The organism is Actinomadura litoris (assembly GCF_009733595.1).
In the GTDB taxonomy this organism is placed as follows: domain Bacteria; phylum Actinomycetota; class Actinomycetes; order Streptosporangiales; family Streptosporangiaceae; genus Spirillospora; species Spirillospora litoris.
Genome location: NZ_WOFH01000020.1, coordinates 40,589 through 67,330, shown reverse-complemented (window position 1 = coordinate 67,330; position 26,742 = coordinate 40,589). Strand labels below are relative to the sequence as shown.

23 protein-coding genes are annotated in these 26,742 nt (G+C 75.5%); 9 read left to right on the top strand and 14 right to left on the bottom strand.

From position 1 onward, the window contains the following. Positions 1–88: 88 nt before the first annotated feature. The 3 genes from GNZ18_RS38035 to GNZ18_RS38025 form a co-directional block, all read right to left on the bottom strand. Complete coding sequence (locus tag GNZ18_RS38035) at positions 89–1,171, bottom strand: hypothetical protein (protein ID WP_156221956.1); 1,083 nt, start codon at positions 1,169–1,171, stop codon at positions 89–91. A 148-nt stretch (positions 1,172–1,319) separates the two neighbouring features. Continuing rightward, a complete protein-coding gene (locus GNZ18_RS38030; protein WP_312874978.1) occupies positions 1,320–2,762 on the bottom strand; it encodes a sugar porter family MFS transporter in 1,443 nt (480 codons plus the stop codon). A 29-nt stretch (positions 2,763–2,791) separates the two neighbouring features. Beyond that, complete coding sequence (locus tag GNZ18_RS38025) at positions 2,792–3,841, bottom strand: glucose 1-dehydrogenase (RefSeq protein WP_156221954.1); 1,050 nt, start codon at positions 3,839–3,841, stop codon at positions 2,792–2,794. 274 nt (positions 3,842–4,115) lie between these two features. Here GNZ18_RS38025 and GNZ18_RS38020 point away from each other — a divergent pair, with 274 nt between their 5' ends. From GNZ18_RS38020 to GNZ18_RS38010, 3 genes are all read left to right on the top strand, one after another. Further along, positions 4,116–5,402: a glycosyltransferase family 4 protein gene (locus GNZ18_RS38020; RefSeq protein ID WP_312874977.1), complete on the top strand. Its 1,287-nt coding sequence runs from the start codon at positions 4,116–4,118 to the stop codon at positions 5,400–5,402. A gap of 89 nt (positions 5,403–5,491) precedes the next feature. After that, the gene (locus GNZ18_RS38015; RefSeq protein WP_156222073.1) at positions 5,492–6,256 is read left to right on the top strand and encodes a class I SAM-dependent methyltransferase; all 765 of its coding nucleotides are present in this window, start codon (positions 5,492–5,494) and stop codon (positions 6,254–6,256) included. Next, positions 6,246–7,349: a prenyltransferase/squalene oxidase repeat-containing protein gene (locus GNZ18_RS38010; RefSeq protein ID WP_156221952.1), complete on the top strand. Its 1,104-nt coding sequence runs from the start codon at positions 6,246–6,248 to the stop codon at positions 7,347–7,349. The genes GNZ18_RS38015 and GNZ18_RS38010 overlap by 11 nt, the downstream gene beginning before the upstream one ends. Before the next feature lie 31 nt (positions 7,350–7,380). Here the strand turns inward: GNZ18_RS38010 and GNZ18_RS38005 are convergent, their stop codons facing one another. After that, positions 7,381–8,028 carry a class I SAM-dependent methyltransferase gene (locus GNZ18_RS38005; protein WP_156222071.1) on the bottom strand — a complete coding sequence of 216 codons (648 nt, stop codon included), beginning with the start codon at positions 8,026–8,028 and terminating at the stop codon, positions 7,381–7,383. Positions 8,029–8,204: 176 nt separating this feature from the next. Between GNZ18_RS38005 and GNZ18_RS38000 the strand changes: the two genes are divergently transcribed. Together GNZ18_RS38000 and GNZ18_RS37995 are read left to right on the top strand one after the other, a co-directional pair. Continuing rightward, positions 8,205–10,121, top strand: a complete 1,917-nt coding sequence (locus GNZ18_RS38000) for a DUF8508 domain-containing protein (protein WP_216651571.1) — start codon at positions 8,205–8,207, stop codon at positions 10,119–10,121. A gap of 115 nt (positions 10,122–10,236) precedes the next feature. Next, entirely contained in the window at positions 10,237–10,422 is a 186-nt protein-coding gene (locus GNZ18_RS37995) for a hypothetical protein (RefSeq protein WP_156221950.1), read from the top strand. 261 nt (positions 10,423–10,683) lie between these two features. Here the strand turns inward: GNZ18_RS37995 and GNZ18_RS37990 are convergent, their stop codons facing one another. Together GNZ18_RS37990 and GNZ18_RS37985 are read right to left on the bottom strand one after the other, a co-directional pair. After that, complete coding sequence (locus GNZ18_RS37990; protein ID WP_156221948.1) at positions 10,684–13,212, bottom strand: hypothetical protein; 2,529 nt, start codon at positions 13,210–13,212, stop codon at positions 10,684–10,686. A gap of 127 nt (positions 13,213–13,339) precedes the next feature. Next, positions 13,340–13,903, bottom strand: coding sequence for a DUF1707 SHOCT-like domain-containing protein (locus GNZ18_RS37985; protein ID WP_156221946.1), 564 nt, complete (start codon positions 13,901–13,903; stop codon positions 13,340–13,342). A gap of 243 nt (positions 13,904–14,146) precedes the next feature. Between GNZ18_RS37985 and GNZ18_RS37980 the strand changes: the two genes are divergently transcribed. Then, positions 14,147–14,719, top strand: a complete 573-nt coding sequence (locus tag GNZ18_RS37980; protein ID WP_156221944.1) for a Uma2 family endonuclease — start codon at positions 14,147–14,149, stop codon at positions 14,717–14,719. A gap of 50 nt (positions 14,720–14,769) precedes the next feature. On the opposite strand, the gene GNZ18_RS37975 is transcribed toward GNZ18_RS37980, so the two are convergent. Continuing rightward, positions 14,770–16,695, bottom strand: coding sequence for an elongation factor G (locus tag GNZ18_RS37975; RefSeq protein ID WP_156221942.1), 1,926 nt, complete (start codon positions 16,693–16,695; stop codon positions 14,770–14,772). A 164-nt stretch (positions 16,696–16,859) separates the two neighbouring features. On the opposite strand from GNZ18_RS37975, the gene GNZ18_RS37970 reads away from it, so the two are divergent. After that, positions 16,860–17,582, top strand: coding sequence for a cupin domain-containing protein (locus tag GNZ18_RS37970; protein WP_312874976.1), 723 nt, complete (start codon positions 16,860–16,862; stop codon positions 17,580–17,582). Positions 17,583–17,610: 28 nt separating this feature from the next. Here GNZ18_RS37970 and GNZ18_RS37965 read toward each other — a convergent pair whose 3' ends face one another. The 6 genes from GNZ18_RS37965 to GNZ18_RS37940 form a co-directional block, all read right to left on the bottom strand. Beyond that, entirely contained in the window at positions 17,611–18,216 is a 606-nt protein-coding gene (locus GNZ18_RS37965; protein ID WP_156221940.1) for a GTP-binding protein, read from the bottom strand. Then, positions 18,197–18,550, bottom strand: a complete 354-nt coding sequence (locus GNZ18_RS37960) for a DUF742 domain-containing protein (RefSeq protein ID WP_312874975.1) — start codon at positions 18,548–18,550, stop codon at positions 18,197–18,199. Before GNZ18_RS37960 ends, GNZ18_RS37965 begins: the two co-directional genes overlap by 20 nt. 235 nt (positions 18,551–18,785) lie before the next feature. Continuing rightward, entirely contained in the window at positions 18,786–19,232 is a 447-nt protein-coding gene (locus tag GNZ18_RS37955) for a roadblock/LC7 domain-containing protein (protein WP_156221938.1), read from the bottom strand. Continuing rightward, positions 19,229–21,778 carry a sensor histidine kinase gene (locus GNZ18_RS37950; RefSeq protein WP_312874974.1) on the bottom strand — a complete coding sequence of 850 codons (2,550 nt, stop codon included), beginning with the start codon at positions 21,776–21,778 and terminating at the stop codon, positions 19,229–19,231. The genes GNZ18_RS37955 and GNZ18_RS37950 overlap by 4 nt, the downstream gene beginning before the upstream one ends. Positions 21,779–21,918: 140 nt before the next feature. Next, positions 21,919–22,575, bottom strand: a complete 657-nt coding sequence (locus GNZ18_RS37945; protein WP_156221936.1) for a GTP-binding protein — start codon at positions 22,573–22,575, stop codon at positions 21,919–21,921. 33 nt (positions 22,576–22,608) lie between these two features. Further along, positions 22,609–23,022 (bottom strand): roadblock/LC7 domain-containing protein, encoded by a 414-nt coding sequence (locus tag GNZ18_RS37940; protein ID WP_156221935.1) that lies wholly within the window; start codon positions 23,020–23,022, stop codon positions 22,609–22,611. Positions 23,023–23,570: 548 nt separating this feature from the next. Between GNZ18_RS37940 and GNZ18_RS37935 the strand changes: the two genes are divergently transcribed. Continuing rightward, the gene (locus tag GNZ18_RS37935; RefSeq protein ID WP_214616729.1) at positions 23,571–24,416 is read left to right on the top strand and encodes a sirohydrochlorin chelatase; all 846 of its coding nucleotides are present in this window, start codon (positions 23,571–23,573) and stop codon (positions 24,414–24,416) included. A 95-nt stretch (positions 24,417–24,511) separates the two neighbouring features. Here GNZ18_RS37935 and GNZ18_RS37930 read toward each other — a convergent pair whose 3' ends face one another. Next, the gene (locus GNZ18_RS37930) at positions 24,512–25,417 is read right to left on the bottom strand and encodes an SDR family oxidoreductase (protein WP_156221933.1); all 906 of its coding nucleotides are present in this window, start codon (positions 25,415–25,417) and stop codon (positions 24,512–24,514) included. Positions 25,418–25,668: 251 nt separating this feature from the next. On the opposite strand from GNZ18_RS37930, the gene GNZ18_RS37925 reads away from it, so the two are divergent. Then, positions 25,669–26,742, top strand: coding sequence for an NAD(P)H-dependent amine dehydrogenase family protein (locus GNZ18_RS37925; RefSeq protein WP_156221931.1), 1,074 nt, complete (start codon positions 25,669–25,671; stop codon positions 26,740–26,742).

The window sequence follows — 26,742 nt, the reverse complement described above, 5'->3', positions numbered from 1 at the left end:
CGGCGGCCGGTATCCGGCCCGGACGCGCCCGCCCCGGCCGCGCTGGTCCCGGCGGTGCGCGTCCGGCCGCCGTCGTCCGAGGGGAGCGTCAGGGGTTGTTGGCGGGCGCGATCCTGGCCGTCCAGCCCGCGGCCTCGTCCGGCGTCAGCACGTGGTCGAGGGTGATCGTGGGCCGCATCAGCGGGTAGAGGCGGCCGGTGTCCCACGCGCGGGGGTAGGCCGGCGGGTCGAGGACGATCACGCGGTGGCCGTCCAGGAGGGGGATGTCGGCGGGTCGGCCCTCGTTCCAGATCCACTCGCCGTGGCCGTCGACGAGGTTGAAGCGGCCCTCGATGCCGCCCACCGGCCGCGGTTGGCCGTCGGTCGCGGCGGTCACCCACTCCGGGTCGGGCGGGGTGCCCTCGATGTGGCCGCCGCCGATCAGGGTCGCGGCGAGCAGCGTGTGGAGCTGGAAGTTGTCGCCGATGCCGCCGATCGTGAGCCGGTAGCCGCTGCCGGTCGGGCGGTGCAGGACGATCAGCGTCTCATCGTCCAGCACCCGGAGCAGGCCGTTCACCCAGGACGCGGCGGGCAGCAGCCCCGACGCCGTCTCGGCCGCCGCGGTGAGCCGCTCGCGGTTCGGCAGCGAGTCCCGCACCTCGCGGTGCTGCAGCGGGACGAGGAGGCTCTGCGCCCACGTCGCGGCGGTGAACCACGCCTCGGTGGCGTGCCCGGCCTCGACGGGTGGGAGCGCGAGGCCGTCGGGGTCGGCGTTCAGCCGGTCCAGCACCACCGGGACCTGCGCGTTGTCCTCGGGGGAGGGAAGCTCGGTGCCCCCCGCGCTGTCCCACAGCGCCGGGAAGCGCGCGGCCAGCTCCAGGCACTCGGCGACGCGGGCGGTCAACGCTTCGAGGGCCGCGCCGGGGTCGGCACCGAGGTCCATGAGGCCGCCGGCCAGGATCGCCAGGTCCGGCCCCTCGCCCAGCGCGACGTCGGCGAGCACCGGCGCGAGGACGGCCAGGGCCTGCGTCCGCTCGGCGGTGTCCGCCTCCTGCGCGCGGAAGATCGCGGCGTCGTGCGCGAGCCCGGCCGCGTCCCAGTCGTGGCGCCGGGTGGTCTCGATGAAGTCGGCGCAAAGGTCTGGAAGCGTCCGTGAATTCTCTGCCGTATTCCCAACCATGTTGCTCAGCATCGGCGAATCGTAGCGACCGTTTCGGCGGGTATTCCGATATCGGTCACGGACTGCCGATGATCCGGCACTAATCAACAACCCGGCCGTCCGGCGCCGCCCCGGTGGCCGCGGGGCCGAAGGCCAGGTCAGCGCATGTTTCCGGCGGGTATCAGCCGGCGATCCCGCGGCCGGGGCGTCCCGCGCCGAAGCGGGCCTGCAAATCCCGGTCCACCTCGGTGAAGTCGCGCGCCTTCGTCTCCGGGACGAACCGCGCGGTGAACAGCAGCCCGGCCAGCGAGATCACCGCGAAGATCCAGAAGGTCTCGCCCTCGCCGATCAGCGAGACCACCGGCAGGAAGACCAGGCTGACGGTGAAGTTGGACGCCCAGTTCGCCGCCGTGCACGCGCTGGAGCCCGTCGCGCTCGCCGAGGGCGGGAAGAGCTCGCCGATCAGCGTCCAGAACACCGGCCCGACCCCGCCCGCGTACGCGGCGATGTAGAGGACCATGAACAGCAGCGACACGCCGGACGTCCAGCCCGCGACGAACGCCAGGCCGAGCAGCCCCATCGTCGCCGCCATCGCCGCGAACGAGGCGAGCAGCAGGTCGCGGCGCCCGAGCCGGTCGATCAGCCGGATCGCGACCAGCGTCATCACGAGGTTGATGGCGCCGATCGCGATCGAGTAGACGATGGCGTTCGAGGCGGTCAGCCCGGACTCCTCGATGATCGTCGGCGCGTAGTAGATGATCGTGTTGATGCCGCCGAACTGCTGCCCGGCGGCCAGCGCGAGCCCGACGACGAGCGCGGGGCGCACCCGCCGCGCCCGCAGCGCGCGCCATCCGGTGGCGTCCCGGTCGGCGGGGTCGGCCTGCTCGCGGGCCCGCCGGAGCCGCTCCTCGCGCCGCCGGATCAGCCGGTCGGCGGTCTCCCCGTCGCTCACCGACGCGACCAGCGCCCGCGCCTGCGCCCGCCGCCCGTGGGCGAGCAGCCACTCCGGCGACTCCGGGAGCACCCGCACCGCCGACACGACCATGACCAGGGCGGGGACGGCGCCGACGCCGATCATCGCCCGCCACGTCCCGCCGCCGGAGAAGACCAGGTTGACCAGGTAGGCGATGAGGATCCCGATCGTGATCATGAGCTGGTTCAGGGTGAGCAGCCGGCCGCGGATCTCCTTCGGCGAGATCTCCGCCAGGTAGGGCGGGACCGTCGCCGACGCGGCGCCCACCGCGAGGCCGAGCACCAGCCGCCCCGCCACGAGCATCCCGTAGCCGGTCGACAGGACGGCGATCGCGGTCCCGACGAGGAACACGACGCCCTCCAGGCAGAAGATCCACCGGCGGCCGATCCGGTCGGCGATCCGGCCCGAGCCGAGCGCCCCCGCCATCGCGCCGAGGACCAGCACGCTCACGACGCTGCCCTGCTCGAACGAGTTCAGATGGAAGTCGGTCTTGATGAACAGCAGCGCCCCGGAGATGACGCCGGTGTCGAAGCCGAACAGGAAGCCGCCCACCGCGATCAGGACGGCGTGGAACCAGATCCGCCGCCGCCCCTCGGCCGAGATCCCCCCGACCGGCCCTTCCGCGACCGGCGCGCCGGAATATCCCTGCACGTCAGCCCCCCTCCCCCGGTACGCCGGTCTCAGGCCCGCAGGTCGACCACGACCTTGATGTCGTCCCCGTGCTCGCGCAGGCCCTCGGCGAAGCCCTCCATCGGGACGCGCCGGGTGATCAGCCGGTCCAGCCAGCCGGGATCGGCCTTGGCCAGCGCGTCCGCGCCCTGCCGGAAGTTGCGTTGCGCGGCGTTGACGGAGCCGACCAGCACGGTGTTCTCCAGCACCAGTTCCCGGTTGACCGCGTCCGCCGCGACGGGCACGGCGCGGGTGCCCGAGGAGATGCCGGTCAGGCAGATCACCGCGTCCGGCGCGACGACCTCGGTGAGCCGGAACACCAGCGGGCCGTTCCCGGTGCACTCGATCACCGCGTCCGGCGTCACGCCGAGGCCGCCGGCGTCGCCGGTGTGGAAGGCGGCGCCGAGGTCCTCGACCAGCGCGCGCTTGGCCGGGCTGTCCCGGATGTCGAGGACGTGCGTCTCCAGGCCGCGCCGGACGGCCAGGAGCGCCGCGAGCAGCCCGATGGGCCCCGCGCCCGTCACCAGCGCCACCCGGGGCCGCCACGACGAGCGGGTGAACATCAGGTCGGTCTGCTCCCACGCCTTGGCGAGCACCGCCGCGGGCTCCAGCAGGACGCCGCGGTCGCCGAGCGCGGGATCGAGCTTGACCGCGTAGTCCGCCTCCGTGGTCCAGCGCCGCGCGCCGAACCCGTCCAGCTCCTTGATGCCGCGCTCGGTGTAGCGGCCGTTGCGGCAGAAGTCCGGCTCGCCGTTCGCGCAGGGCGCGCAGGGGACGGGGTCGGGGCGCCGCACGAGGCCGACGACCAGGTCGCCCTCCGCGAACCCGCTGCCCGGCGGCGCCGACAGCACCGTCCCGAGCGACTCGTGCCCGATCACGAGGCGGTCGCATCCGGGCGGCGGCCAGCCGTAGCCGTCGCCCTCGACGATGTCGCGGTCGGTGCCGCAGATCCCGAGCAGCCGCCCCTCGACCAGCAGCTCGCCCGGCCCCGGGACGGGGTCGGGCCGCTCCTCCACCCGCACCTGGTCGGGCCGGCCGGGAACCACCGTGATCGCCTTCATCCCGGTGTGACTGCCCGCTGTGACGCCCCCGACACACCGGGCGATCAGTCCGTGGGATCATCCGGGGCGAATGATGGACGTCCCGGCGGGCCCGACCCGCGCGGCGGCGGTCCGGCACTCTGCCGCTGATGTGCTCTTCGGAACACTTTTGGACGCCATGCCCAATATTGAACTCAGCCGTAACGTGCGGAGGCTAAGGTCTAGTTTCATCGGCGGTGTCCTGGGGACGCCGGTGCGTGTGCGACCGGGGTCCCGCGACTGACGGGAGTGGTGCGTGGGCGAGGACTGGCGTGGCGGCGACCCGGACGGGCCGTTGCGGGTGGCCCTGCTGTCGTACCGGAGCAAGCCGCACTGCGGCGGCCAGGGCGTCTACCTGCGGCACCTGAGCCGCGAGCTGGCCGGCCTCGGGCACGCCGTGGAGATCCTGTCCGGGCAGCCCTACCCCGAGCTCGACCGCGACGACATTGCGCTCACCAAGATCCCCAGCCTCGACCTGTACCGCGACGAGGACCCGTTCCGCACCCCCTCGCGCGCCGAGTTCCGCGACTGGGTCGACGTGCTGGAGTTCGCCCACATGCGCACCGGCGGCTTCCCCGAGCCGCTGACGTTCAGCATCCGCGTCCTGCGCGAGCTGAGGAGGCGCCGCCGCGACTTCGACGTCGCGCACGACAACCAGGTCCTCGGCCTCGGCAACCTCGGCATCGCCCGGCTCGGGCTGCCGCTGGTCACCAGCATCCACCACCCGATCAGCGTGGACCGGCGGATCGAGCTGGAGGCGGCGGGCGGCGTCCTGGAGCGGCTCGGCAAGCGCCGCTGGTACGGGTTCGTCGCGATGCAGTCGCAGGTCTCGCGGCGGATCGGCACGGTGCTGACGGTCTCGGAGTCCTCCAAGGTCGACATCGTCAAGGACTTCAAGGTCGACCCGCGCGACATCGAGATCCTGCCGCTCGGCGTCGACACCCGGATCTTCCACCCGCGCGGCGCGCGGGTCCCCGGCCGGATCGTCGCGATGGCCAGCGCGGACGCGCCGATCAAGGGCGTGGACGTGCTGCTGCGCGCGGTCGCCAAACTCGCCACCGAGCGCGACGTCCACGTGGTCGTCGTGAGCCGCCCGCAGAAGGACGGCCCGACCGAGCGGCTCGTCCGCGAACTCGCGCTCGGCGAGCGCGTGCGGTTCGTCCACGGGATCAGCGACGGCGAGCTGGGCGAGCTGACGGCCTCGGCGGAGATCGCGGTCGTCCCGTCCCGGTACGAGGGCTTCTCGCTGCCCGCCGTCGAGCACATGGCGTCCGGGACGCCGCTGGTCGCCAGCCGCGCCGGGGCGCTGCCCGAGGTCGTCGGCGACGCGGGCGTGCTGGTCGAGCCCGGCGACGCCGAGGAGCTGGCCGCCGCCCTGCGCCGCCTGCACGACTCCGCCGAGGAGCGCGAGCGCGCCGGCGCCGCCGGTCTCGCCCGCGTCCAAGAGCGCTTCGCCTGGCCCGCCGTGGCGCAGGCGACCGTCGGGCACTACCGGGCCGCCATCGAGCAGCAGCGCTACCGGCGGCTGGCCGCGCGCCGCTGACCCCGGCGGGCCGCGCCGGGCATCACGCCGGGCAGCGCGCCGGCCACCAGGGGGCCGTTCGCGGCGCCCCGTACGGAAGGAGCACGACCCTGCTGACCGTGGATTTCGAGCGGTTCCGCGTCACCCCCGGCGAGCGCGTCCTCGACCTGGGCTGCGGCGCCGGACGGCACGCCTTCGAGCTGTACCGCCGCGGCGCGCGCGTCGTCGCCTTCGACCAGGACGCCGACGAGCTGGCGGGCGTGGAGGCGATGTTCGGGGCGATGCGCCTGGAAGGCGAGGTGCCCGACGGCGCGTCGGCCGAGACCGTGCGCGGCGACGCGCTCGACCTGCCCTTCCCCGACGACCACTTCGACGGGATCGTCGCGGCCGAGGTGCTGGAGCACATCCCGGACGACATGCGCGCGATGCGGGAGCTGCTGCGCGTCCTGCGGCCGGGCGGGAGGCTCGCGGTGACGGTGCCGAGCTGGCTGCCCGAGCGGGTCTGCTGGGCGCTGTCGGAGGACTACCACACCGCGCCCGGCGGGCACGTCCGGATCTACACCCGCGCCGAGCTGGAGGCCAAGCTGAAGGCGGTCGGCTTCCGGGTCGGCGGGCACCACCACGCGCACGGCCTGCACGCCCCGTACTGGTGGATCAAGTGCGCCGTCGGGGTGGACAACGACGCGAACCCCCTCGCGAAGGTTTACCACAGGGTCCTCGTCTGGGACATCATGAAGCGCCCGCTCGCGACCCGGCTGGCCGAGCGCGCCCTCAACCCCGTGATCGGCAAGAGCGTCGTCGTCTACCTCGGCAAGCCCGCCGCGCCGGGCGGCGCGCCGTCCGCCCCGGCCAGGGAGACGGCGGATGCCCTCTGACCTCCCGTCGGTCCCGGGCGTGGTCGGCGCGGACGACGTCCTCGCGACGGCTCGGAGCATCGCCGCGCAGCAGGAGGCGTCCGGCGCGATCCCCTGGTTCTCGCCCACCGGAGGCGTGCCCGGGCACGTGGACGCCTGGAACCACGTCGAGGCCGCGATGGCGCTCACCGTGGCGGGGCTGCGCGCGGAGTCGCGGCGCGCGTACGAGTGGCTGCGCGGCGTCCAGCGGCCGGACGGGTCGTGGCCCGCGAAGTGGATCCTCGGCGAGGTGACCGAGCCGGGCGGCGAGTCCAACCACGCCGCCTACGTCGCGGTGGGCGTCTGGCACGAGCTGCTGATGACCGGGGACGAGGGGTTCGCGCGGCGCATGTGGCCGGCGGTCCGCCGGGCGGTCGACTTCGCGCTCGGGCTCCAGACCCGGCGCGGCGAGATCATCTGGATCCGGGGCGAGGACGGCGCCGCCTCCGACCACGCGCTGCTCACCGGCTGCTCGTCCATCTACCAGTCGCTGCGCTGCGCGGTCGCGCTCGCCGAGCGGCTCGGCGAGCACCGGCCCGACTGGGAGCTGGCCGCCGACCAGCTCGGCCACGTGGTCGCCGCGCACCCCGAGGCGTTCGCCGACAAGAGCCGCTGGTCGATGGACTGGTACTACCCGGTGCTCGGCGGGCCCGTCCGGGGCGCGGACGCGGCGCGGCGGCTCGCCGCCGGGTGGGACACCTTCGTCGTGCCGGGGCTCGGCTGCCGCTGCGTGTCCGACCAGCCGTGGGTGACGGCGGCCGAGAGCTGCGAGCTGGTCATGGCGCTGGACGCGGCGGGCGACCGCGACGGGGCGCTGGAGCTGTTCGCGAGCATCCAGCACCTCCGGCACGAGGACGGCTCCTACTGGACGGGCTGGCAGTTCGAGCACCGCCGCCACTTCCCCGGCGACCGCTCGACCTACACGGCGGCGGCGGTCGTGCTCGCGGCGGACGCGCTGGACGGCGCGTCCCCCGGCGCGCGCCTGTTCAAGGAGGTCGCGGGCCGCCCGCTGGGGCCCTGCGACGCCTCCGACCCGGCCGCCTGCGGCTGCGCCCTCCTGCCCGTCCCCCGCTGACCTCCGCTGACCTCCGCCGAGCTCCGCCGGCCTACAGGGCGAGCGGGGCGCCGGTCCGCTCCAGGACGCGGAGGGAGCCCTCGGCGCGGCGCTCCTCGAAGGCCCCGCCGGACAGGGCGCGGAGGTAGACGTCGTAGGGAGGGCGGCCGCCGTCCCTCGGGTCGGGGAAGACGTCGTGGATCACCAGGGCGCCGCCGGCCGCGATGTGCGGCGCCCACCCCTCGTAGTCGCCGTGCGCGTGCTCCGCGGCGTGGCCGCCGTCGATGAACAGCAGCGACAGCGGCGTCCGCCAGAGGGAGGCGACGGTCCGGGACCGGCCGACGACCGCGACGACGTGGTCCTCCAGCCCGGCGGCGGCGATGGTCCTGCGGAAGGTGGGGAGGGTGTCCATGCGTCCGGTGCTGGGGTCGACCAGGGACGGGTCGTGGTGCTCCCAGCCCGCCTGGTTCTCCTCCGAGCCGTGGTGGTGGTCGACGGTGACGACGACGGTCCCGGCCCGGCGCGCCGCCGTGCCGAGGTAGACGGCCGACTTGCCGCAGTAGCTGCCGACCTCCAGCATCGGGCCGGCCTCGGCCAGCCGCGCGCCGTAGCGCAGGGCCGTCTCGTACAGGGCGAGGCCCTCGGCGTCGGGCATGAAGCCCTTGGCGGCGCGGGCCGCGCGCAGCAGGGCGGCGGGCATCGGGGCGGGCGTCTCCGCCGGTGGGGTGCCGGTCGTCCCCGTCGCGGCGGACGCCTGTTCGTGGGTCATCGCTCTCCTTCGTCGCGCACCCTATCCGAGGGCGTTGGTCAGCGTTCGCCCGGCATGCGATCCTTCTGCCTGTCCGGTCGGGACACCTAGTCGATCATGGAGTGCGGGTGGCGGGCGCAGGTTCGGTGGGACGGCTCACGACGCGCGGGCGGCGCGCGGTCCTCGCGGGGGTCGTGGCGGCGGTGGTCGCGGTTCCGGCCCCGTTCGGCGTGGCCCCCTCGGCGGCGCGGGCGGCCGGGGCCGTGCGCATCCACGACATCCAGGGCGCCGCGCACCTGTCGCCGCTGAACCGCCGTGTCGTGGCGGGCGTTCCGGGGGTCGTCACCGCGCTGACCGGCAACGGCTTCTGGATGCAGGACCCCCGTCCCGACAAGGACGACGCCACCTCCGAGGGCGTGTTCGTCTTCACCCGGACCCGGCCGCGCGCCGTGGTCGGGGACGGCGTCGAGGTGGACGGGAGGGTCAGCGAGTTCCGTCCGGGCGGCGCCGCGTCCAAGGGGCTGACGCGGACGGAGATCGACGCCACGGCCGCCGGCGTCGTCGCGCACGGCGTGCCGCTGCCCGCGCCGACCGCGCTCGGGCCCGGCGGACGCACGGCCCCGACGAGCCGCGTCAAGGACGGGCCCGGCGACGTGGAGGGACGCGGCGGCTTCGACCCTCGGGCGAACGGGCTCGATTTCTACGAGTCGCTGGAGGGCATGCGGGTCCGCGTCCAGGACGCCGTGGCGGTCGGCCCGTCCCGCGACGGCGAGTTGCCCGTGCTGCCCGCCGGGGGTGCCGGGGCGGGGACGCGGACGGCGCGCGGCGGGATCCTGCTGCGGGACGGCGACGCCAACCCCGAGCGGGTCCTCCTCGACGACGCGCTCGCGCCGCTGCCCGCGATGAACGTGGGCGACCGGCTGCCGGGGGCGTGCGACGGCGTCCTCGACTACGCCTACGGCGACTTCAAGCTGCTGCCCACCGCCACGCCCCGGCGGGCGGGCGGCGGGCTGGCGCCCGAGGCGACGCGTCCGGCCCTGGCGGGCGAGTTGGCCGTCGCGACCGCCGGGCTGGAGGGGCTCGACCCCGACTCGCCGCCCGAGCGATTCCAGGCGCTCGCCGGTGACATCGTGCGGGGGCTGCGGTCCCCCGACCTCATCGCGGTGAGCGGGATCGGGGACAACAGCGGCGAGGCCGACGACGGCACGGTCGCCGCCGACCAGACGGTCGCGGAGCTGATCACGGCGATCAGCGCGGCGGGCGGGCCCGGGTACGACTGGCGGTCGGTGAACCCGCGCGACAACGCCGACGGCGGCGAGCGCGGCGCCAACTCCCGGGTCGGGTTCCTGTTCCGCACCGACCGCGGGCTCGTGTTCGGCGACCGCCCGGCCCCGGCGGAGCCGATGCAGGACGAGCCGTCCCCCGGCCGCCTCGACCCGGCGGTCACGGCGGTCGCGGTCGTGCGGCGCGACGGGGCGGCCGGGCTGACGCTCAGCCCCGGCCGGATCGCCCCCGGCGACGCCGCCTGGGCCGACTCGCGCAAGCCGCTCGCCGCCGAGATCACCTGGCGGGGGCGGCGCGTCATCGTCGTCGCCGGGCAGTGGTTCGGCCGCTCCAGCGACGACCAGCCGCTGTTCGGGCGGTTCCAGCCGCCCACCCGCCCGAGCTCGTGGCGCCGGGACGCGCAGGCGAAGGTGGTCGCGGGGTTCGTCCGCTCCGTCCGGAAGGTGGACGGCGACGCCGCCGTGATCGTCGCGGGCGACCTCGGGGAGCGGGAGACCGGCGCGCCCGTGCGGCGGCTGGTCAGGGAGGGCGGGCTGGCCGACCTGCCCGAGCGGCTCCCGGCGCCCGAGCGCTACACCGCCGTGACCGGCGGGAACGCGCAGACGCTCGACCACATCCTGCTCAGCCCGGCGCTGCGGCGCCGCCGCCACGAGTTCGACGTGGTGCACCGGGCCGCCGAGTTCGCCGACCGGGCGGGCGACCGCGATCCGGCCGTGGTGCGGATCGACCTCGCGGAGAAGCGGGCCGGGCCGCCGCATTAACGGTCCGGGTCAAGGGTGGAATTAGCACTGTCCTTTTCGGGGGGCGATGTTATCGGCGCGTCGAGCCGGGCACCGGAGGGTGCGTCCAGACCCCTCCGAGGAGGAGACCACCCCCATGGCATATCGATATCGGCCGCACATCGGCCTGTTCGGACTCCTCTACATCATCGTGGGCCTGTTCATCGCCTGGGACCACGATTACCTCACCGCGAGCCTGCTACGGCGCATCGTCAGCGCACTGCTGGCCATCTTCCTGTGGTTCCTCGTCCTGCTCGGCGTGGACCTCAACATCCATACCTGAGCCCAAGAGCGACACGGGCCGTTCCGCCGACCCCCGCCCCGGAACGGCCCGTGTCGAACCACCCCGGCGACAGCCCGACCTCCCGTCCAGGTCAGGGACGGTGGTGCGGTCAGGTCATAGACCGCGCGGCGCGCGGCGCATTACGTTCCGTTTCATGACGAAAAAGGGATGTAGTTGCGGACACAGCAGTGGATGTTCCTGCGCGAAGGGCTGCTCCTGCGGCTGCAACGGCTGAGGAGCCTCCGCCCCCCGCGCAAGCCCTCAGGGTGACGCGGCGCGCCACAGGAGGGTGGCCGTACCGCGGTGGTCCGTGCGGGTGCCGAGGGCCAGCAGGTCGCCGCCCAGGGACGCCATGACGGTGAGCCGCGCGTCGCCCGCGCCGTCCAGCCCGGCGGCGGGGACGCGGCGCCAGGCCGCGCCGTCCCGGGACGCCCAGATCCCGGCCGCCCGGCCGAGCGAGCCGGCGACGACCCAGCCCTTCGGCGTCGCCGCCACGGCGGTGGTCGCCGGTGCCGGCGCGGCGGGCGCGCCGGCGAGGGGCCGGGGCGCCCAGGTCGCCCCGGCGTCGGTGGACACCAGCGGCGTCGGGCCCGCGCCGATCGCGACCAGCGCGTCGCCGCGCGCCACCACCTTGGTGAGCGGGCCGGGCACGAGGGCGGCGGGGAGTCTGACCGGCGTCCAGGCCAGGCCGTCCGGCGAGGTCCAGACGGCGGGCGCCGTGTCGCGCGCGCCGACCGCGACGTACCCGCGCGCGGTCGCGGTGACGTCGGTGAGCCTGCCCTCGATGCCGGTGCGCCTCCAGACCTTGCGGTCGGTGGTCCGCCACGCCGCGCCCGTCCCGACGGCGACGTAGCCGGCGGGGCCGGTGGTCACGGCGGAGGGCCCCTCGCCCACCGCCGGGAACGGCACCTGCGTCCAGGACGCGCCGTCCGGCGAGACGAACGCGAGCGGGCCGGGGGACGCGCCGGACGCGCGGCCCACGGCGAGCCATCCGCCCGTCCCGTGGGCGACGTCGGACAGCCGGCCGCGGGTCGCGGGAAGCGCGGCGCGGGTCCACCGGCGGCCGTCCGGCGAACTCCAGACGGCGGCGGCGCCGTTCGTGCCGCCGACCGCGACGACCCGCCCGGGGCCCGGGGCGGCGGCTCTGATCGTCCGCTCGGTGTTGACGGCGCCGGGCACGGAGGCCAGGTCCACGCCGGACAGGTAGGCGTCCTCGCCCCGGTGCCCGGTGAGCGCGACCGTGCCGTCCGCGGCGACCGTCAGCCCGCTGACCTCGGTCGCGGGCCCGTCGCCCGCTCCGGCGACCGTGCCCGTCGGCTGCCAGGCGCGGCCGTCGGCGCTGCGCAGGACCGTGCGGCCGTCCCTGCCCTCGACACGGTCGGTGATGAGGGCGGCCAGGCCCGCCGCGCTCCCGCCGAAGCGCTCGACGCCGGTGTACGCGGCGCCGCCGAACGTTCCCGCCGCGCGCCAGCCCCGCCCGTCCCGGGAGGTGAACAGGACCGCGAAGCGCGTCGTCCTGCGGTGCTTCCCGCGCCCGGTCGTGCGGCGGCCCTCCCGAACGGTGGCGAACCCGCCCGGCCCCGCCGCCAGGCCCTTCGTCGCCCCGTAGGAGCCCTGGCCCTGCGGGACGTCGGCGGCCGTCCAGGTCCGCCCGCCGTCCGCCGAGCGCCAGACGCCCTCGCCGCGCACCGTCCGCGTGGCCTTCCGGCGGCCCTTCTTGCGGGTGACCTTCTTCTCGTACGTCCCGTGCGTGACCAGGACGTCCCCGGACGCGGCGAGCCGGTCGAGCCGGGTGATCCCCGCGGCCCGCAGCCCGTCGAGGCGCTGCCAGGCGCGCCCGTCGGCCGAGCTCCACACCACGGCCCGGCCGGACGCGGCGCCCGCCGCCACGAACCCGCGCGGGGTGCGGGCCAGCGCGTTGACCTCGTCGGACGGCCGGAACGCGGGGCCGAGCGCGGGTTGGCGTGTCCAGGTCGCGGCGTCCCCGCCCGTCCAGGCGACGACGGCGCCCGCGGCGTCGCGGCCGAGCGCCACCCAGCTCCCCTGGCCGCCCGACACCAGGCGGGGGCGGTCGCCGAGCGGCGGCTCCGAGCCGTCGGCCGCGCGGACGCGGGCCGCCCGCCAGGCGCGCCCCGCACCGCCCGGGCCGCCGGAGTACAGGAACTCGGCGCGTTCGCGGCCCTGCGCGCCGGGTCCCTCCGTGCCCGCCGCGACGAGCGTCGCGCCGTCCGAGCCGAGGGCGGCGAGGTCCTGGACGAGGCCGTCCGCCATCGCCGCCGGGTCGGCCGCGAACAGCCGGTCGGCGGGGACGGCCGCCGGGACGCGCGGACGGTCGGGCCCGCCCCCGTCCCGGCCGAGGAGGACGATCGCCCCGCCCGCCACCAGCACGAGCCCGGCCGCGACCGCGACGCCCGCCCGCAGCCCGCGCGTCCGGCCGGGGACGCGGCGCGGCCGCGGCGGGGAGTAGACCTTCTCGTCGACCGGTGTCCTGGTCGGCTTCCGCGCGGGCGGCGCCTCGTCCGCCCGGACGGGCGCGAGCGCGGGCCCGGCGGGCCTGGGGGCGGTGACGAGCGGTTCGGACGGCACGCCCGGCGCGGGGCCGTGCCCCCACGGCAGGCCCGCGGACCGCCACGCCTCGTAGGCGCGCTGCCAGGGCGACAGCGACGCGGGCAGCCCGGCGAGGTCGCCGGCGACGCCGAAGGTCAGGCGCCGCCGGATCCGGCGGGAGTCGACCGGCTCGTCCTCGATCGCGAGCCGCGCCTCGTCCTGCCCGGGGGTCCTCGCCGTCACACGCGCTCCATTCACCGGCCGCAGCCCGAGTTCGCGATGGATCACCATCAAACCGCGCCACATCCGCCCGTGCCCGGACATCGACGTGAACGGCGGCCGATCCTAGCCGTGGGAGCGTTCTATCACCTCAGGCCCGGCGAAACCGATCTTTCGCCTCGATCTCCCCCTTGTACGCGAATCCCCGGACATGGATCACCGGCGCGTCCACCGGCGGCACGCCGCCGACCTCGGACGACACCCCCACGCCCTCCGCCTCGACCCGCACGCCCGCCGGGGCGACGATCTCGACCGTGGACTTGTAGGCGAGCACGCGGATCGTGGTGACCGGCCCCTCCAGCTCCACCTCGCGCAAGTCGAGCAGCGAGTGCCCTTTGTAGATGACGGTCGTGAACCGCTCCGGCAGCCGCCACCGGCCGCTGCGCCTGACCGCGCTCTTGTAGGCCATCTGGAACCGCCCGGCCGGGCGTCCGGCCGGGACGGCCGTCGGGGCCTTGGCGGCGGGCAGGTCGTCCGACACCCGGCCGAGCTCCGCGCGGGTGCGGGCGGCGAGCGCCAGGTCGATGCGCTCGTCCAGCTCGGTGTCGGTCAGGCGCCCCTCGGCGTAGGCGGTGTGCAACCGCACGAGGGTCTCGTCGCGGTCGCCGTCCGAGGCGCGCAGGGCGGCCCCGGCCTTCCGCTGCTCGGCGCTCATCGCATCTCTCCTCCACGCCGCCGCCTCCCGACGATGGGGCGCCGACTCGCGATGTATCGTAACTCACCATCGCTCGCCTTTCGAGAGATTCGCCCGGATCCGGCCGACGCGCGATCTTGGTTCCGGACCGCCGGACGTCCGTCCACTAGATTCGGGAACGGCCCGGTCTCTTGTGGGGGACGTCCCCCGCACCCCCCGGAACGGCCTACGGCACGGCTCGGAGGACGAGGGGGGAGAAGGTCCATGGGCGCGACGTACGGCCCGTACACGCTCTACGACCTGGACGCGCTGCCCGAGGAGGGCCGCCGCTACGAGCTCGCCGACGGCTGGCTGCACGAGCTGCCGGGCGACCTGTGGCACGACCACGCCGCCCAGCAACTGCGGGGCATCCTCAAGGAGGCCGCGCGGCAGGCCGACGCCGACGTCCACGTCGCGGGCGCCCCGCAGGACGTCACGACCCCCGCCGGGATCCGCAAGCCGGACGTGTTCGCCGTCAGCCGCGACGTCGCGCGCGCCGCCCTGGAGCGCCGCACCCGCACCTACTACGGCCCCGACCTGATCCTCGTCGCCGAGGTCGTCACCCCCCGTACGGTGAACGAGCAGATCGACCGCGTCCGCAAGGTCGAGGAGTACGCGGCCACCGGCATCCCGCACTACTGGCTCATCGACCTGGAGCCGCGCCCCACCGTCACGATGCTCGACCTCGCGGACGGCGGCTACCGGGTCGCCGGCCGGGCCCGCGCCGGCGAGACCCTGGCCCTGGAGCGCCCCTTCACGATCTCCTTCGACCCCGCCCGCCTCTCCGAGATGGACTGACCGGTGCGCCAAGGCCGCGGCCCAGGTTCGGAACGCGCCCCGGTCGCGCCTCACCGGGCCAGGTGCCGCAGGTAGGCCTCGCGGTCGAGGGGGTTGCCGTCGGTGCGGTCGCGCGCGGGCGGGCGGCCGGTGACCGGCCGGTCGCCGGACGGCCGGGACCACCACGTCCCCTCGCCCCGGGTCAGCGCGGGCAGCGACCGCTCGGCGTCGCGGATCCGGGAGGCGGGGATGCCGCCCCGCACCGTCCATCCCCCGCCCGCGGACGGCTCGGGCTCCAGCCCGTCCGCGCCGAGGGCGCCGAGCCGGGCGAGGACGGGGCTCAGCGCGTCCGCCGGGATCTCCGCCTCGAACGCGTGGACCGGCTCGTACACGCGCGTCCCGGCGGCCACCAGCGCCGCCATCAGCACCAGCGGCGTGAGGCCGCGGAAGTCGGCGGCGGTGCTGACCGGCGAGGCGTAGCCCGACCGGGTCAGCACGACGGCGCAGTCGGTCACCGGCCAGCCGTGCAGGCCCTGGTCGAGGGTCCGGCGGACGGTCTCCTCGATCGCCCGGTCGAGCGCGTGCGGCAGCGCGCCCAACTCGACCTCGCGGCGGAAGGTGACGCCGCGCCCCGGCTCGACGCGCAGCCCGACCGTGGCCCAGAAGTCGGGGGTGCGGCGCCGCCAGTCCATGTCCTCCTCGGCCTCGCCGACGCCCACCGGGCGCTCGGCGTAGACGGTGCGGCTCTCCTCGAACACCGCCTCGACCCCGGCGTCGGCGAGCAGCCGCGCGCCGATGATCTCCTTCTGCACCTCCCCGTACAGCAGGACGGACGTCGCGCCGCCCGGCGCCGGGCGCGCCCGGATCAGCGGGTCCTCGTCGGCGAGGGCGAGCAGCGCCGCGCGCAGCCGCGCCGACTCCGCGGGACGCCGCGCCGAGACGACCGTCTCCAGGGTCGGCGGCGGGAACGCGGGCACGGCGCGCTCCGGCTCCCCCAGGCGGTCGCCGACCCGCACCCTGGACAGGCCGCGGATCCGGGCGATGTTCCCGGCCGTGAGTCCGGCGCGCGTCCCGGACGCGCCGACGACGTCGAGGCCGGTGATCTGGCCGGTGTGCGCGCCGTCCCCTCCCTGGAGGGTGATCCGCTGCCGGGGCCGCAGCTCCCCCGCGAACAGCCGCAGGTAGGCGACCTTCTCGCCGGTCGGCCCCCGCTCGACGGCGAACACCGACCCGCGCGGCTCCCCCCGGCCGCCGGTGGGAGCCGGGGGCAGCAGGGCGGCGATCCCGTCCAGCAGGTCCGCGACGCCCGAGCCGGTCAGCGCCGACCCGAAGTACAGCGGCTGGGCGGTCCCGGCGGCCGTCTGCGCGCGCAGCGCCGCCCGCACCGCGCCGGGCCCCGGGTCGCGCCCGTCCACGAGCGCTTCGAGGAGGACGTCGTCGGCCTCGGCCAGGATCTCGGGATCGGGCGGGCACGGCACCGTGCGCGCGGCGGGGGTGCCCACGTCGAGCACGTCGTTCAGCGGGACGGCGCGCCCCGGCAGCCCGCGCCGGATCGCGGCGAGCGTCCCGTCCCGCCGCGCCCCCATGCGGTCGATCTTGTTGACGAACACGAGCGTGGGCAGCGACAGCTCGCGCAGCGTCCGCATCAGCACGCGGGTCTGCGCCTGCACGCCCTCGACGGCCGACAGCACGAGCACGGCGCCGTCCAGCACGCCGAGGGCGCGCTCGACCTCGGCGATGAAGTCGGCGTGGCCCGGTGTGTCGATCAGGTTGACCCGCAGCGCGCCCAAGCCGAACGACGCGACGGCGGAGCGGATCGTGATGCCGCGGCTGCGCTCCAGCTCGCCGCGGTCGGTCTGGGTGTCGCCGGTGTCGACGCCGCCGAGGCGCGCGATCGCGCCGGTGTCGAACAGCAGCCGCTCGGTCAGGCTGGTCTTGCCCGCGTCAACGTGCGCGAGGATGCCGAGGTTCAGGGTGGAACGGGTGGAGTCGGTCATGGGCGGTGAAGTCCTCGAAGGCTCTCGTCCTGGCAGGGAACGTGGAGTGTTCGAAGACCTGGCGCATCTCGCCCCCATCACTCGGCCGCATGACCCGCCCCATGCTGCCAGCGGGGCCCTCCAAAGGGAAACGCTTATCGCCCGGCTCGCCTAGGCTCGGGGGCGTGCTGCTGATCACGACGCTGGAAGCGTGGAAGACCCGGCCCGGACCCCGGTTCGCCCTGGCGGACGCGGGCGCCGTCTGGGCCCCCGACGACGACACCGCCGCCCTCGCGATCGCCGACGACGCCTTCGCCGCGGGCCAGGTCGTCGCGGTGGGCCTCGACCCCGGCCTGTCCCCGCCGCCCGACGAGATCGACCTGTCGGCCGCGGCCGTGACCGGGATCCGGTACGCCAGGCGCGGGCCCGACGGCCGCCACGTGGCGTTCCTGGCGCGTCCCGCCACGGCGGAGGCCCTGGACCTGCTGCCGCACCCCGAGGGCGGCTGGTTCCGTGAGACATGGCGGACCGCCGCGCGCCTCACCCCGGACGGCTACCCGGGCGAGCGCAGCTCCGCGACCGGCATCTACTTCCTGCTGCCGCCCGGCGAGGAGTCGATGTGGCACGCCGTCCGCTCCGACGAGGTGTGGCTGTGGCACTCGGGCGGACCGCTGGCGCTCCTGCTCGGCGGCGACGGCGACGCGCCCGGCGACACGCCGCGGACCATCAAGCTCGGGCCCGACCTCGCGGCGGGCGAGATCCCGCAGGCGGTCATCCCCGGCGGGGTGTGGCAGGCCGCCCGTCCCACAGGGGGGCGGGAGGTCCTCGTCAGCTGCGTGGTCTCCCCCGGCTTCGACTTCGCCGACTTCCGTCCCCCGCCGGGCCTCGCCCAGGGCCCGGTGGGGTGACGGGTCGGGTGACGGTACGGGCGGCCGGCTAGTACGTGACGGACTGCCGGCCGCTCATCGTGCGCATGATGTGCTCGACGAGCGTGATCAGCACCTGCTTGGCGTCCTCGCGGTCGCGGACGTCGCAGTCGACCACCGGCACGTCCGCGGGCAGGTCGAGCGCGTCGCGGACCTGGTCGGGCGAGTGCCGCCCGGCGCCGTCGAACCGGTTGACGCCGATGATGAACGGGACGCCGCGCCGCTCGAAGTAGTCGACCGAGGCGAAGCAGTCGGCCAGCCGCCGCGTGTCGACCAGCACGACCGCGCCGAGCGCGCCCTTGGCGAGCTCGTCCCACATGAACCAGAAGCGGTCCTGGCCGGGCGTGCCGAACACGAACAGCACGAGGCCGTTCGGCAGCGTGATCCGGCCGAAGTCCATCGCGACCGTCGTGGTCGTCTTGTTCGCGACCGCCGACGTGTCGTCGATGCCGACGCTCTTCTCGGTGAGGGCCTCCTCGGTCTGCAGCGGGCGGATCTCGCTCACCGCGCTCACCAGGGTGGTCTTGCCGACGCCGAAGCCGCCGGCCACAAGGATCTTGACGGTCAGCGCGGACTCGCCGGGTGCGGCGGCCGCGTCAGAGCGCACGGATTCCATCGATCACTTCCTTGAGTACGCGCTCGCTGGGGAACTGCGCCACCGGCGCGGGGGGACGGACCTGGATCAGCGAGTGATCGAGAAGATCGCCGAGCAGGACGCGGACCACCCCGAGGGGGAGTTCCAGATCCGACGCTATCTCGGCCACCGACAGCGGTGTGCGGCAAAGCTCCAAGATCAATTCATGTTCCGGCTCCCGCGCCCAGGGGGGCGCGGACGCCGGTGGCGGATCATCGGCGGGCTCCGCCGGGACGACGGTGGTGACCAGGGACACGAGGTCGAACTCGACGCCGTCGTAGTGCGTCCGGCCGCCGGTGAGCGCGTAGGGGCGCACGACCGGGCCGGCCGCGTCGTCGAACCACGCCGTCCCCGCCGCGCCGTGCCTGGCGCTGTGCCCTAGAGCACCGGGCCCCAGAGCACCGGGCCCCAGAGCACCGGGCCCCAGAGCACCGGGCCCCAGAGCACCGGGCCCCAGAGCACCGGGCTCCGAAGCACCGGGTCCGGGCTCGCCGGGGCCGGGCTCGCCGTTCCCGGGGAGCGGCGGCCCGGGAGACTGTCCGCCGTCCACCTCACACGCCGCCCGGCTCGGACGCGGCGGACCGCGGGTTCGCCGACAGGTGCTGGCCGACCCGGGTCACCAGCATCGCCATCTCGTAGGCGATGATCCCGAGGTCGGCGTCACCGGCGGCGAGGACGGCCAGGCACGCGCCCTGCCCGGCGGCGGTGACGAACAGGAACGACGACTCCATCTCGACGATCGTCTGCCGGACGGGCCCGCCGCCGAACGACTCCCCCGCGCTGCGCGCGAGGCTCTGGAAGCTCGCGGCGACCGCCGCCAGATGGTCGGACTCCTCGCGCGCGAGGCCGCGCGAGGCGGCGATGCGCAGGCCGTCACTCGACAGCACCACCGCGTTCCGCACCGGCGCGACCCGCTGCACGAGGCTGTCGAGCAGCCAGTTCAGCTCACCGCCGCCTCCGCCCGGAACCTCCGTGCCGGAGTGCTGGGCATCTGTCATCGGGTGTCGTCCTCCTGGTCGCCTCGGTTCCGCCCGGTGCCGGGCTCGTCCGCCGACCCGGCGGACTCGTCCCGGCCGCGCCGCCACCCGTCCTGCATGGCGGACATCATCGAGCGCAGCGCCTCGGGCGAGCGGGGGTCGTCCGCCTCCGGCGCGTCCTGTGGGGCGGCCTCGCCTCCCGGTCCCGCGCCTCCCGGCCCCGCGCCGCCCGGCTCCGGCCGGGCGTCCGCCGGTACGGGGGCGGAGAGCGGCATCGTGCCGGACGGCTCGGGCCGCCGCCGGTCCTGCTCGGCGAGATGCGCGTCCACCCGCTGCTTGAGCTGCGGGGCGAGATGCGACTGCCGCCGCCGCTTGGGCAGCTCGCCGTCCTTGAGGGGGGCCGCGGGCGGCTCGTCCGCGGCGGGCTCGGGCACGGGTTCGGGTTCGGGGCGCGCCGACGGCACCGGCGCGGCCGGCGCCGGGGCGGCCGAGTCGGTGCCCGCCACCAGCCGGACGACGCCGCTCTGGTCCGCCCTCGGCCGCGCCGACGCCGACAGCGCCGGGGCCGTGACGGCCTCGATCGGGCCGGTGGCGCGGCGGGCGACCTCGGGCTGGGCGGCCTCGACGACGAGCGAGGCGGGGATCAGCACGATCGCGGTGGTGCCGCCGTAGGGCGACTGGCGCAGCGTGACCTGGATGTCGTGCCGCTCGGCGAGCCGCCCGACGACGAACAGCCCGAGCTGCGCGCTGTCGGAGGGGTCGAACTCCGGCGGCTCGGCCAGCCGCGCGTTCGCGGCGCGCAGCGCCTCGTCGGTCATCCCGAGCCCGCGGTCCTCGACCTCGATCGCGAAGCCGCTCGCGACGGGGTGCCCGCTGACCCGCACCGGCGACTGCGGCGGCGAGAACGTCGTGGCGTTCTCCACGACCTCGGCGAGCAGGTGGATGGCGTCGGCGACCGCGGAGCCGAGCAGCGCGACCCGGGGCAGCGGCTGGACGCGGACGCGGGGGTAGTCCTCGACCTCGGCGACCGCGCCGCGCACCACGTCCACCAGCGGGACGGGACGGCGCCAGCCGCGCCCGGCGGTCTTGCCCGCGAGGATGACCAGGCCCTCGGCGTGCCGGCGCATGCGGGTCGCGAGGTGGTCGAGGCGGAACAGGTCCGACAGCTCGGCGGGGTCCTCGGTGCGCCGCTCCATCGTGTCGAGCAGGCTGAGCTGGCGGTGCAGCAGCGCCTGGTTGCGGCGGGCGAGGTTGACGAACACCTCGCTGATCCCGCGCCGGGCCGCGACCTCGCCCGCGGCGGCGCGCAGCACGGCCTCGCGGGCGCGGTCGAAGGACTCGGCGATCTGCCGGATCTCGCCGATCCGGTACTCGACCTCGGGCTGCGGCTCGGGCTCGGCGGTCTTGCCCGCGCGCACCTGCGCCGCGATGAGCGGCAGCCGCTGCCGGGTGAAGTCGACGACGCCGCCCGCGAGCGTCCGGCACTCGCGCAGCAGCCGCCGCGCGACGCGCACCGCGATGTAGGTGGACAGCACCACCGCGAGCAGGCCGAGGCCCCCGGCGAGCGCCAGCCGCAGGACGAGGCCCACCGCGATGCCGTGCGCGCGGTCGATGACGTCGTCCAGCGCCTGGTTCTCGAAGTCGTAGAGGCGGCCGTTGACGGTGTCGGCGACCGACCGCCAGACCGGCGCGTCGACCGGCTGCGCCCGCTCGGCGCCCCGGTTCGGCTGCGCGCCCCGGCCGCCCGCGCGCGCCCCGCGCGTCTTCGCGGGGGCCGGTTCGTCGCCGCGGATGACCTGGTCCTCCAGCGTCCGCAGCCGGACGGCGAGCGGCGAGGTCGCGATGGCCTCGTAGCGGGCCCGGCCGGCGGCCGGGAGGTTCGGCGCCGTGTCGGCGTAGAGCATCCGCTGCGCGCCGACGAGCTGCGCGAACTCCCCGCGCTCGGCGGGCGTGAGGCTCCCGGCCGCGAGCGCGCCGGTGAGCAGCGCGTCCTCGCGCGCGAGGAACTCGCGGGCGCGGCCGATCGCGGTCAGCGTGCGCGCGTCGGCGGTGATGGCGCCGTTGCCCGCCGTCGTCGCGGAGTAGACGCCGAATCCCGCGTCGATGAGGTCGGAGTACTCGCGCAGCGCCCGGTCGCGGCCGACGACCCGCTCGTCCACCGCGCGGCGGGTCGCCTCCAGCGAGCCGATCCGCGCGACGAACGCGTCGATCCGCCGGACGATCGCGGGCTGGATCGCCCCGCGCATGCTCCCGTCCCGGCTGCCCCGCCGCACCTCTTCCCGCGCCTCGTCCGTCGACTGCCGCTGCATGCGCATCTGGCCCCGGTCGGAGGTCCGCGCGCCGCCGAGCTCGGCCAGCGACAGCCGCCGCTCCTTCTGCAGCGCGTCGATGAGCCGCTGCGTGGGCAGCACCGACTTGTTCTGGAACTCCCGGGCCTGCAGAAGCTCCCGCGCGTCCCCGTAGGTGATGCTCGTGACGAACACCCACAGCGAGGCCAGCGCGAGCAGCGGCACGAGGACCAGAAGCGTGATCCTCGACCGGATGGAGGAGAAGCGGAGCGCCCTCACGGCGCGTGGACCCTGCTCACGTGGACGGCCTTCGGCGTTGCCATGATTGGGACATACTGTGAAACCTCCCGATGCGGGGTGTACGGGGGTCTGCCGGAGCCTACTACGTCGAAGGTTCACGGGGACCGCACTGATGATCGTCAGCCCGCGGGCGCCACCCCGGCCCCGCCGGCCCCTCCACCGTCCTCCTGCTCCGCGCCCCCGCCCGCCCGCCCCGACTCCGCCCAGGTGAGCACGTGCTCCATCAGCGCGATGAGCACCCGCTTCGAGGACTCGCGGCGGCGGACGTCGCACAGCACCACCGGGACGCCGGGGTCGAGGTCCAGCGCGTCCGCGACGTCGGCGGGGCGGTGCCGCTCCGCGCCGTCGAAGCAGTTGACCGCGACGACGAACGGCAGCGACCGCCGCTCGAAGTAGTCGACGGCGGGGAAGCAGGCGGGCAGCCGCCGGGTGTCGGCGAGCACGACGGCGCCGATCGCGCCGGTCGCCAACTCGTCCCACATGAACCAGAACCGGTCCTGGCCCGGCGTGCCGAACAGGTAGAGCAGCAGCCGCTCCGACAGCGTGATGCGGCCGAAGTCCATCGCGACCGTCGTGGTCGTCTTGCCGCCGACGCCGGTCGTGTCGTCCACGAGCACGCCGCGCTCGGTCAGCGGCTCCTCGGTGTGCAGCGGCCTGATCTCGCTGACCGAGCCCACCATCGTCGTCTTCCCCACGCCGAACCCGCCGGCGATGAGGATCTTCGTGCTGACCGGCCCGTCAGGCCGCTCGGGGTCCACCCGGACCGTGGAGACCATGGGGCACCTCCTCCGGCACGCCGCGGCGTCCGGTCAGTAGCGGTCGGCGGTGCCGAAGCGCGGGTTGGCCTGGAGGTGCTGGCCGACGCGCTTGACCAGCACCGCCATCTCGTAGGCGACCAGGCCCGCGTCGGCCTCGGCCTCGGCGAGCACGGCGAGGCAGGTGCCGTCGCCCGCGGCGGTCACGAACAGCAGCAGCGCGTCCATCTCGATGATGGTCTGGCGGACGTTGCCGCCCGCGAAGTGCCGCCCGGCGCCCCGCGCGAGGCTCTGCACGCCGGAGGCCAGCGCGGAAAGGTGCTCGGCGTCCTCGCGGCCCAACTCGCTGGACGCGGCGACCGCCAGCCCGTCGCGGGACAGGATCACCGCCTGCCGGACGGTCGTCACGCGGTCGGCGAAGTCGTTCAGCAGCCAGTTGAGCTCACCGGACACGGTGTTGTGCGTCATCGCGTTCCCTCATCCCCGTAGCCGGACGTCACCCCCGAGGCCGGACACCACCCCCGGAGCCTCCCGGAACCGGGCACCGTCCCCTGGCGGTCCCTCGGGCCGGCGCGCGGGGTGCTGCGATCATAAAGGCGCCCCTTGTCGGCACCGCAACCCCTTCGGTCCCATTCACGTGTATTGCCGCTATTGAGCGTTCGTGGGATGAACGCCGTACCACCGGAGGGACGCTCGCACCGGGCCGGCGGGGCGGTGTTCGGAATGAGATAACGGCAAATCCGAACAAGATAGTTCATTTCCCCCTGTCGCCGGGAGCGGAATGCGCCATACTCTGCTGCTTCGCTCAACGTTCGGCGGAGTCCCCGGAACGACCGCCGGCGACGACCGTCGGCACGGCCATCCAGCGAAGCGGGCGCGACGACACGGGAAGGAGATCGACGATCTATACAGGCAGTGACAGGGGCGGGAACGACGGCGCCCCGGACGCGCCACGAAGCAGGCCCGGCCAGGGCGGAAGGCCGACTCCCGGGCCCGGGGGCGTTACGATTCCCGCCGTGAGTCCCGAAAGCCAGGCATCCGAGGCACTCCCGTCGCGACGCCGCCGCACACCGCGCGGCGGGCGACATCGCGGCGACGAGTCCTTCCTGCTGCCCCCCGGATCCCCCACACTCGTCCTCGCCGTCCCCGGCGCCGCGCGGCGGGCCGGCACCGAGATCGCCGCGGAGCTGGCCCGGCTCGTCGAGATCGAGCACACCGGCCAGCCCGCCCACGTCGGCTACGTCGAAGGCGACGAGGCGGGCCTGCCCGCCGTGCTCGCCGGCCTGACCCAGGGCGACCCCGACGAGCCCGCCGCCGTCGTCGTCCCCATGTCCACCGGGCCCGACCCGGCGCTGGAGTCGGCCGTCCGCGCCGCCGTCGCCGCCGCGCCCGCGCCCGCGGTCGCCGCCGAGCCGCTCGGCCCGCACCCGCTCATCGCCGAGGCGCTGCACGACCGCCTCGCCGACGCCGGCCTCGCCCGCGCCGACCGGATCAGGATGATGACGATGGTGACCGGCGCGTCCGGCTTCGTCGTCGCCACCCCGGGCGGCCCCTCGGCCGTCCGGCAGGCCGAGGTCACCAGCGTCCTGCTGGCCTCCCGGCTCGCGGCGCCGGTCTTCACCGCCTCGCTCGGCGACGAGATGGCCGTCCGCGGCGCCGCCGACCAGCTCCGCGCGTCCGGCGCCGCCTCGGTGGCCCTCGCGCCCCACCTCATCGGCCTTGAGCCCGAGTGGGAGTACGTCGCGGCCGCGGCGGCCGCGATCGGCGCCGCCCACTCCGGCCCCCTCGGCGCGCACCCGGCGCTGGCCCGCCTCGCCGCCCTCCGCTACGTGGAGGCCCTGGCGACCGCGCTGGCCGGCTAGTCCCGCCGGTTCGGACCCCGGCCCGCGGGACGGGCGGCGTGGACCGGTCCGCCCCCGTCCCGCCCGGCCGGCGGGCCGCTCGGGCTCCCCTCCGGTCAGCCGCCGGTCAGCCGCCGGATCAGCGGCCCCATCTGCTCGCCCATGCTCCGGTGGGCGGTGCTGGGCTCGGCCGCGTTGATCGCGGCCCAGTTGTCGCGGACGTCCTCGGCCGACAGCGTGCCCGCCTGGGCGTAGCCGGGGCCCTCCGCCACGAAGACCTTCGCGACCCGTCCGCCGCCGACCGTGTAGACCTCGCCGGTCTCGGCGTTGTCCTCGTGGACGAGGTAGGCGACCAGCGGCGCGACCTGCTCGGCGCCGAGCCGGTCCGCGAACTCGGCGGGCAGCAGGTCCTCGGTCATCCGCGTCCAGGCGATCGGCGCGATCGCGTTGACCCCGATCCCGTACTTGGCGCCCTCTTGCGCGAGGGTCCTGGTGAACCCGACGAGGCCCATCTTGGCCGCCGCGTAGTTGGCCTGGCCGAAGTTGCCGAACAGGCCCGCCGGGGACGAGGTGTTGACGACCCGGCCGTAGCCCCGCTCGCGCAGGTGCGGCCACGCGGCGCTGGTGACCAGGAACGATCCGCGCAGGTGGACGGCGATGACCGCGTCGAACTCCGCCACCGTCATGTTCTTGAACGAGCGGTCGCGCAGGATGCCCGCGTTGTTGACGACGATGTCGACCCGTCCGAAGGCGTCCAGCGCGGTCTGGACGATCGCCCCCGCGCCCTCGGGCGTCGCGACGTCGCCGGGGTCGGCGACGGCCTCGCCGCCGGCCGCGGTGATCTCGTCCGCGACCGCCTGCGCGGGCCCGGCGGACGCGCCCGCGCCGGACCGGTCGCCGCCGAGGTCGTTGACGACCACCCGGGCGCCGCGCGCGGCCAACTCCAGCGCGTGCCCGCGGCCGAGGCCCTGCCCCGCCCCCGTCACGACCGCGACCCGGCCGTCGAAGCGCAGTTCCGCCATCCCTGTCTCCTCACGCTCGCCCATCACCGCCACCCCGGTCGCACCGCCGGAAGCGGTGCGACCGGGGGGCACCAGCTAACCGAATCCGGCTCGGCCGCGCACCCCGCGCACGTGCGGGCGGCATCCCCGGCGCACGCTGCGGCTTCCCAGAAAGTTGCGACGATTGCCGCATTTCGCCGTCCTTTCCGCGTAGTCTCCACACCCATCGCGGTACCCCGCCGCCGCGACGGAGCACCGGAGGTCATTCCTCGATGAGTTCCGCCGACGCACGCCCCCGCCCGCTCCGCGTGGTGCAGTGGGCGACCGGAGCGCTCGGATGCCGGGTGCTGCGGGGCGTGCTGGACCATCACCGCCTGGAGCTGGCCGGGGTCTGGGTGCACAGCCCCGCCAAGGAGGGCGTGGACGCCGGGGTGCTCGCCGGGCGCGAGGCCACCGGGATCACCGCGACCCGCGAGCTGGCCGACATCCTCGACCTGGACGCCGACTGCGTCGTCTACGCGCCGGGCCCCACCGGGGACCCCTACGCCGACCTCGACACGGTGTGCGCGCTGCTGTCCTCCGGCAAGAACGTCATCTCGATGAACGGGCTCGTCTACCCGGCGGCGCACGGGCCGTTCCTGGTGAACGAGCTGGAGCAGGCGTGCAAGCGCGGCCGGACGTCGCTGCACGGCTGCGGGATCAACCGGGGTTTCATGGCGGACGTCCTGCCGCTGATGCTGTCGCGGATGTCGTGCGGGATCTCCCACGTGTACGCGCGCGAGTGCAACGACCTCGCCCGGCACCCGTCCTGGCCGATGGTCCACCACATGATCGGGTTCGGCCGGGACGAGGAGTCCTACCTGCGCGCGCTCCGGCCCGCCCGCACCGCGATGCGGTCGCTGTACTCCGAGAGCCTGCACCTGATGGCGGCCGGGCTGCACATCGACCTCGACGAGATCGACGTCGACGTGGACCACCGCCTCGCGGGCGCCGACCTGCGCGTCGCGTCCGGGCTGATCCCGCGCGGCACGGTCGCGGCGGCCCGCTGGACGTTCAACGGCATCGCGGCGGGCCGCCCCGTGCTCACGATCGAGGCGATCCACAAGGCGGACGCCGCGCGGCAGCCGCTCTGGGGGCCGCCCGGTTACGCGGTGCGGGTGCACGGGCTGCCGTCGGTCACGCTGACGACCGGCGACGACTGGATCACCGACCCGCTGTCGGCGGCCGCGTGCCACGCGCTCAACGCGATCCCGGTGGTGTGCGCCGCCCCGCCCGGCATCCGCACCTTCCTGGACTTACCGCACGTCGGCGGCCGGATGCGCCTCGACCCCTCGGGCGGCTTCTAG